The organism is Pseudorhodoplanes sp. (assembly GCF_035565855.1).
In the GTDB taxonomy this organism is placed as follows: Bacteria; Pseudomonadota; Alphaproteobacteria; order Rhizobiales; family Xanthobacteraceae; genus Pseudorhodoplanes.
In genome coordinates this window covers 1-6,962 of record NZ_DATMRX010000171.1, presented here as the reverse complement: position 1 = coordinate 6,962, position 6,962 = coordinate 1, and the positions used below count along the sequence as shown (strand labels likewise).

Below are 6,962 nucleotides of genomic sequence, written 5' to 3'. Positions count from 1 at the left end.
GACGTCATCGATCTCTATAATCGCACGAGGGTCGGCGCCAAGGTGATCGTGCGATAGAGCGGCGCGGACCCTGCAGTTCGTCGCATACGCGTGCGCCTGACTGCGGCTGCTACAGGCCGCTCTCAATCGCCCGCAACAGTTTGGCGCGCATCGCGCCGTCGTTGCTGCGGAGCGCGATGACGAGGCGCACGCGGCCGTGCTGCTTTGTGTCCGCGTAGCCCGCCAATGTGCGGATGCCGTCCATCGTCCCGGTCTTGGTCAGGCTGTCGTTCGGCCCCTTCATCAGCGCGGCATGGGGCTCGAACAAGGCGAGCAGTTTGACGAGCCCGCGCGCGGTGAACTGGTTGTTGCGGCTGATGCCCGAGCCTTCCTCGAGCCGGATGTCGGAGGCAAGACCATTCGCTGCGAGCTTCTCGTTCAGGACCGTCAAGGACTTGTCCAGGCTCACCGGCCCGCCCAGACGCTTTGCGCCAATTTCCAGAAAAACCTGATTGGCGATGTAGTTGTTCGACGCCTTGAGCAGATCGCCGAGGATTTTCGACATCGGCCGCGATTGGCGATGGACGTAAACCGGCTTGAGGCCTGCCGGCACGGTCCCGACTGAAATGTCCCCTTTCACGCTGCCGCCGGCCTGTTCGATGAAGGCGGCGATCAGCTCGCCGGCATATTGCAGGCTGACCTTCGGGTCCTGGCTGAGACTGATGCGCCCGCGTCCGTTCGGGCCACGGGCGCGGAATTCGCTGATGGCGAGCGGCGTGATCGGGGTTTGCTTTTCCGCCGATCGCACCGTCTGGCCTTTGCGCACCGCGTTGACGGTGTTGAAATTCACCGCGAGTGCCGAGTTCAGCGCGTTGTAGGATTCCTCGTCGTCCTCGATGCCGGGGATGCGCAGGTCCGACGGATAATAGCTCGCATCCAGCACGATGCCGGTCACCGGCTCCTTTCCGATCGCGGCGACCAGATTGGTGGCGAGCTGCGTCAGCTCCTCGGAAATCAGGAAGGGGTCGCCGCCGCCGCGGACATAGAGAACGCGCTTGTCATCGAGATAGAACGGGGTCTCGAACCGGTAATCGCCGCCCAGCACCTCCATGGCGAGCCATGCTGTCACGATCTTGGCGACCGATGCCGGCACGAAGGGCGCGTCTAAATTCTGTGCGATGAGTTCGTTGCCCTTGGCGTCGGTCACCAGCACCAACGCTCTGGGCGCAAGCGCTGCGACCTTCTCCCGCGCGTCGGCGAGCGCGAGCCCCGGCAGCACCAGCAGCAAGGCGATGACGAGCAGGCGGGACACCATGGCGGCTCTAGCACGAGGGCGCATCATCATGGGCCAAGGATACCGGGAGATTTGCGACGAAGTCAGGGCGTTCCGAAGCGTCATGCGCTCGCCCGCAAGGCTTCGCCGCGCATCGCCAGCAGCGATTGCGATAGCTGCTCGGCGAATTTTGCGGACGCCACCGGCAGGCTGCGATCGTTCAACTGGCCGAGCACGAGATCGGCCCGCGGCGCGTCGCGCTCGTCCAGCTCGCGAACGACGATGCCCTGCCTTTCATCCGACGAGGCCCCGATCGCGATCTGGAAGGAGATGACATTGTCCCGCATCACGAGATGCCGCAGGAATTCGAAGGAATTGGACTGCGCGACAATATCGAAGCGCAGATTGCGGCGTGCCAGCGCCTCGTCGAGCAATTGGCGGCCGCCGATCTCCGGCTCGGCCAGCGCCACCGGATATTGCGCGCAATCGCGCAGCCGGATGGTTGGCTTGGACGCGAGCGGATGGCCTTTCGGCATCACGACCACCAGCCGCTGCTCGAAAGACATCAGCGGCCGGAAATTCGGCAGATAGGGCGGGCGGAAGACCAGCACCAGATCGACCTCGTAATCGGCCAGAGACTGCATCGCCTTGATGTGATCCTCGACCCTGACGTCGAAATGCACGAACGGAAAGCGCGCCCGGTAGGCCGCGATCTCCCGCGGCAGGAATTCCAGCACCAGCGCCTGACTGGCGGCGAGCCGCACCGTGCCGCGGCGCAGTCCCTTCAGGTCCTCGATCTTGGAGCGTACCCGGTCGAGATCGGCGGCCTGGCCGCGCACGTGATGGATGAACAATTCGCCAGCAGCGGTGAGCCGCACGCCGCGTGGGCGGCGCTCGAATAGCGGGGTCTCCAGCTCGGCTTCCAGGTCCATGATCCGCCTGTTGACGGCGGAGGAGGTGACATTCAGCCGCTCGGCCGCCTTGCGGATCGATCCGGCCCGCGCCACGGCGTCGAAATATTGCAGAAAACGCAAGTGTTTCATGGCGTTAGGTTCCGATTGCCGGTGGGCCGATCGCCTGAGCGATGCCGAAAAGGCAGCGCCCTGACAAAAAATCAGCGGCAGATCGTATCACTCAATCCGCCTAGCGTCTCCTCGTGGCGGGGCATGGAGATTGCAGGCCGGCAGGAGCAGAGGGGTCCGGCCGGGGCCCCGATAACAGGAGCGCGTCATGATGCATTTTCGAAGACTCACCCTTGCGGTGGCGGCGGCCATCGGCTGCACGCTGGCCCTGTCGGTGCCGGCGGCGGCCCAGACCAAGCTGAAGATGGTGCTCAACTGGAAATACCAGGGACCGCAGGGCTGGTTCTTCCTTGCTGACGACCGCGGCTATTTCAAAGCGGAAGGCCTCGAGGTGCAGATGGACCAGGGCAACGGCTCGGGGGCCGCGGTGCCGCTCGTGGCCAACGGCACCTATGACATCGGCTTCGGCGACATCAACGCGCTGATCGAACTTGCCGCGCGCAAGCCCGAGGAAGCGCCGGTCGCGGTCTATGTCATGTATAATCGCCCGCCTTTCACCGTTGCCGTGAAGGCCGACTCGCCGATCAAGGAACCGAAGGATTTCGTCGGCAAGAAGCTCGGCGGCGCCGCCAATGACGGCGCCTTGAAGCTGTTTCCGGCCCTGTGCCAGCTGACCAAACTCGATTGCAGCAAGATCGAGATCACCAACATGCAGCCCAATCTGCGCGAGCAGATGCTGATGCAGGGGCAGGTCGATGGTGTGTTCGGCTATGTCAACACCATCCGCTTCTCGGCGAAGCTGATCGGGGTCGACGACAGCAAGCTCCGCTACATCAATTACGGCGATTACGGGATGGACCTCTATTCCAACGCCATCATCGTCTCGAAGAAGCTGATCAAGGAGAATCCCAAGGCCGTCGCGGGCTTCCTGCGCGCGCTCAACAAGGGCCTGCAGGATTCGCTGAAGGACCCGGATGCGTCCGTTGCCGCGGTCGCCAAGCGTGAGCCGCTAATCAAGGTTCCGGTGGAGCGCGAGCGCTTCGATGCGACGCTCAAGGACGAGATGAACCATCCCGAGATCGCCAAGATCGGTCTTGGCAATGTCGACAAGGAGCGCCTGAAGAAGTCGATCGATATTCTAGTGGAGGCCAACAAGCTGCCGCGCACCCCGACCGTCGATGAAATCTTCACCGCGGAATTCATGCCGCCCGCGGCCGACCTTCCGAAGAAGCTGTTCTGATCGCTCTCGGTCCCTCCCTCGGCGGGGGGAGGGATCGCCTCTTTTCAAGTCCGGGAAACAACACAATGGAATTGGGTCTGAAAGACCGCGTGACGATGATCACGGGTCCGGCCAAGGGCATGGGCGCTGCGATCACGAAATCCTTCGCGGCGGAAGGTGCAAAGCTCGTATTGATCGGACGCGATGTCGCGGCGATCGCGCCGGTAGCGGAGGAGATTACGGCGAAGGGCGCACAGGCGATCGTCGTGCCGTGCGATCTGACCAAGCCCGACGAATGCGACAAGGCCGCCAGCGAGGCGAAAGCCGCCTTCGGCCGCATCGACATTCTCGTCAATGTCGCCGGCGGCTCCGGCCCGGTCGGCAAGACCGGTGCGGAGACGACGCCGGAAGAATTCGACGACATCGTCACCCTCAACATGAATGGCTGCTTCCACACCATGCGCAGCGTGGTGCCGACGATGATCGCGCAGCGTTACGGCAAGATCGTCAATGTGGGGGGCACGTTTGGCATGCGCGGGCGCGCGGGCCGCATGGCCTATTCCGCGTCCAAATGGGGTCTGCGCGGCATCACCAAGAGTTTCGCGCTGGAAGTCGGTCAGCATAACATCAACGTCAATTGTGTCGCGCCGGGCATGGTCGACGGTCCGCGGTTCCGTGAAAAGGTCTGCGCGGACATGGCGCGGCGCTTGAACATCACGGTCGAGGAGGCGATGGCGCGCCACGCCGCGGATTATGCGCTCAAGCGCGTCACCCTCGACCAAGACGTCGCCAATGCCTGCCTGTTCCTGGCGAGCGACGTCTCGCGCCAGATCACCGGCGTCGACCTCCCGGTCGATGGCGGCTGGGCGATGCTGTGAGGAGCGCCATGACCGCCGATCTCGTCATCGATAATGGCATCGTCGTCACGCCGGACGCGGCTTTTTCGGCAAGCATCGCGATTCAAGGCGGCACGATCGTCGCCGTCGGCGCGCCCGCCGCCATGCCGGCCGCGCGCGAGACGCTGGATGCGTCGGGGCTCCACATCCTGCCCGGCGCGATCGACGTCCATGTGCATTTCCGCGATCCCGGCTACCCGCACAAGGAAGACTGGGAGAGCGGCACCGCCGCCGCAGCCTTCGGAGGCGTCACCACGGTGTTCGACATGCCGAACACCATCCCGCCGACCGGCACCGGCACGATCCTTGCTGAGAAACACGCGATCGCGGCATCGAAGGCGCATGTCGATTTCGGCCTCTACGGGCTTCTCGGGGAGGACACGATCGACAACGTGCCGGAGCTGATCGCGGGCGGCGTGATCGGGTTCAAGCTCTATATGGGAAATACCTTCGGCAAGATTCCATCTCCCTCCACCGGCGCGATGCTGGAGGCCTTTGAGGTCGTTGCCGAGACCGGCAAGCGCATCTCGCTCCATGCCGAGACCAACTCGATCATGGAGCGGCGGCAGACCCGACTGACGCAGGCTGGCCGGCACGAGCCGCTGGCGCATCTCGATTCGCGTCCGGCGGTGGTTGCGGTCGAGGCGGTGAGTAGAGCCTGCATCCTGTCGGAATGGACCGGGGCGCGCATTCACATCCTGCACATCTCCTCGGCCGACGAATTGCGCCCCTTGCGCGAGGCAAAGGCGCGGGGCGTCGATGTCACCGGCGAGACCTGCCCGCAATATCTGTTCCTCTCGACGGAGGATTATGCGCGGTTCGGCGGCGTGATCCGGGTCAATCCGCCGGTGCGCGAGAAGGACAACCAGGAGCCGATCTTCGCCGCTCTGAAGGACGGCACCATCGACACGATCGCGACCGATCACGCGCCGCATACCCCGGAGGAGAAGACCCGCAACGACATCTGGGCAGTCGATTGCGGCTTTCCCGGCGTCGAAACCCAGATGCCGGCCATGCTGACACAGGTGAATGAAGGGCGGATGTCGATTTCCGATTATGTGCGCTGGAGCGCGTTCAATCCGGCGCGGGCGTGGGGGCTTTATCCGCGCAAGGGTGCGATTGCGCCCGGCGCCGATGCCGATCTCGCGCTGGTGGATCTGACGCGCGAATGGACCATCGACGATGCGAAAATCCAGTCGCGCTCGAAAATCTCCCCGTGGCACGGCCGCAAGGTCAAGGGCTTGCCGGTCCATACCATCGTGCGCGGCCGCTTCGTGATGCGCGACCGGACGCTCGTTCCAGGCACGAAAGGATGGGGCCGTTCCGTCCACACCCTTCAGAGGATGCCGGCGCCGGTTGTGCGCAATGCCGACAAGACCATGCGCGCGGTGACGCGCGATGTCAGACCGTCGCCCGGCAAAGAGAGCGCAGCATGAGCAACGGCGAACTGACCCACGACGAGGCCTTCGTCGAGCTGGAAAACGTGGCGCTGATCTATGGGCGCGGTCAGACGCAGGTGCAGGCGCTGACCGAAACCCGCCTCAAGATCGGGCGCGGTGATTTCGTTGCGCTGGTCGGCCCGTCCGGTTGCGGCAAGTCGACGATCCTCAAGCTGGTGACCGGTCTCCTCAAGGCGTCGAGCGGTTATGTCTATGTCTCGGGCCGCGAGGTCGGCGCCGAGCCGATGCGCGTCGGCATGGCGTTCCAGAACCCGACCCTGCTGCCCTGGAAGACGATCCGCGACAATGTGATGCTGCCGTTGAAGATCGTCCCGCCGTTCCGGCAGCAATTTCATCGCAAGAAGAAGACCGAATTCCGCGACCGCGTCGAGGCGCTGCTGGCGCAGGTCGGGCTGGCCGGCTTCGGCGACAAATATCCGTGGCAATTGTCGGGCGGCATGATGCAGCGCGCCTCGCTGTGCCGCGCGCTGATCCACGACCCGCAGCTCCTGATGCTGGACGAGCCCTTCGGCGCGCTCGATCAGTTCACCCGCGAGGAATTGTGGGCGATCATGCAGGATCTGTGGATGACGCGTAAACCCACGGTGCTCCTGGTCACGCATGACCTGAAGGAGGCGGGCTTTCTCGCCAACCGCATCTGCGTGATGCAGGCCCGACCGGGCCGCATCATCGACGACACCGAGGTGCCATTCGCGCGGCCGCGCAGCATCGAGATGACCTATGCGCCGGACTTCGTGACGATGACGCAGCGGCTGCGCGAACTGATCATCGCCAATCGTCCGCAGAAGGAGGCCGCGTGATGAACCCTCAGCTGCGCCGGCGGATCGCGTCCGCCGCCCTGATCATCGGCTTCTTCCTGCTCTGGGAATTTCTCTGCCGCGCCTTCAACATCAGCGATCTGGTGGTGCCCAAGCCGAGCCAGGTCATCGTGACCTTGTGGGAGCGTGCGCCGGCGCTGTGGCCGCATACCTTGCAGACGCTGTACACGACGCTGCTCGGCTTCGGTCTCGGCATCGTCATCGGTGTTTTGCTCGGGATGCTGGTCGGCGTGTCCAGGATCGCCTACGACGTCGCCTATCCGCTGCTGATCGGCTTCGCCTCGATCCCGAAGGT

Annotated in this window: 7 protein-coding genes; 5 read left to right on the top strand and 2 right to left on the bottom strand. The window is 64.1% G+C overall.

The window, feature by feature from the left end; genetic code table 11:
- Positions 1 to 109: 109 nt before the first annotated feature.
- Positions 110 to 1,294, bottom strand: coding sequence for a D-alanyl-D-alanine carboxypeptidase/D-alanyl-D-alanine-endopeptidase (locus VN004_RS09395; RefSeq protein ID WP_325609264.1), 1,185 nt, complete (start codon positions 1,292 to 1,294; stop codon positions 110 to 112).
- Between the two features lie 80 nt (positions 1,295 to 1,374).
- Complete coding sequence (locus tag VN004_RS09390) at positions 1,375 to 2,295, bottom strand: LysR family transcriptional regulator (RefSeq protein WP_325609262.1); 921 nt, start codon at positions 2,293 to 2,295, stop codon at positions 1,375 to 1,377.
- Positions 2,296 to 2,482: 187 nt separating this feature from the next.
- On the opposite strand from VN004_RS09390, the gene VN004_RS09385 reads away from it, so the two are divergent.
- The 5 genes from VN004_RS09385 to VN004_RS09365 form a co-directional block, all read left to right on the top strand.
- The gene (locus tag VN004_RS09385) at positions 2,483 to 3,514 is read left to right on the top strand and encodes an ABC transporter substrate-binding protein (protein WP_325609260.1); all 1,032 of its coding nucleotides are present in this window, start codon (positions 2,483 to 2,485) and stop codon (positions 3,512 to 3,514) included.
- Positions 3,515 to 3,579: 65 nt separating this feature from the next.
- Positions 3,580 to 4,371, top strand: coding sequence for an SDR family NAD(P)-dependent oxidoreductase (locus VN004_RS09380; RefSeq protein ID WP_325609258.1), 792 nt, complete (start codon positions 3,580 to 3,582; stop codon positions 4,369 to 4,371).
- Between the two features lie 8 nt (positions 4,372 to 4,379).
- Positions 4,380 to 5,825 (top strand): allantoinase AllB, encoded by a 1,446-nt coding sequence (allB, locus tag VN004_RS09375; protein ID WP_325609256.1) that lies wholly within the window; start codon positions 4,380 to 4,382, stop codon positions 5,823 to 5,825.
- Positions 5,822 to 6,649, top strand: coding sequence for an ABC transporter ATP-binding protein (locus tag VN004_RS09370; protein ID WP_325609254.1), 828 nt, complete (start codon positions 5,822 to 5,824; stop codon positions 6,647 to 6,649). Before allB ends, VN004_RS09370 begins: the two co-directional genes overlap by 4 nt.
- A partial coding sequence (locus VN004_RS09365; protein ID WP_414710263.1) for an ABC transporter permease occupies positions 6,649 to 6,962 on the top strand: 314 nt, incomplete at its 3' end. The genes VN004_RS09370 and VN004_RS09365, both read left to right, overlap by 1 nt.

Coding starts and splice junctions, on each gene's coding strand:
- VN004_RS09385 (WP_325609260.1), top strand. CDS start 2,483: ATGATGCATTTTCGAAGACTCACCCTTGCGGTGGCGGCGGCCATCGGC.
- allB (WP_325609256.1), top strand. CDS start 4,380: ATGACCGCCGATCTCGTCATCGATAATGGCATCGTCGTCACGCCGGAC.
- VN004_RS09395 (WP_325609264.1), bottom strand. CDS start 1,294: ATGGTGTCCCGCCTGCTCGTCATCGCCTTGCTGCTGGTGCTGCCGGGG.
- VN004_RS09390 (WP_325609262.1), bottom strand. CDS start 2,295: ATGAAACACTTGCGTTTTCTGCAATATTTCGACGCCGTGGCGCGGGCC.
- VN004_RS09380 (WP_325609258.1), top strand. CDS start 3,580: ATGGAATTGGGTCTGAAAGACCGCGTGACGATGATCACGGGTCCGGCC.
- VN004_RS09370 (WP_325609254.1), top strand. CDS start 5,822: ATGAGCAACGGCGAACTGACCCACGACGAGGCCTTCGTCGAGCTGGAA.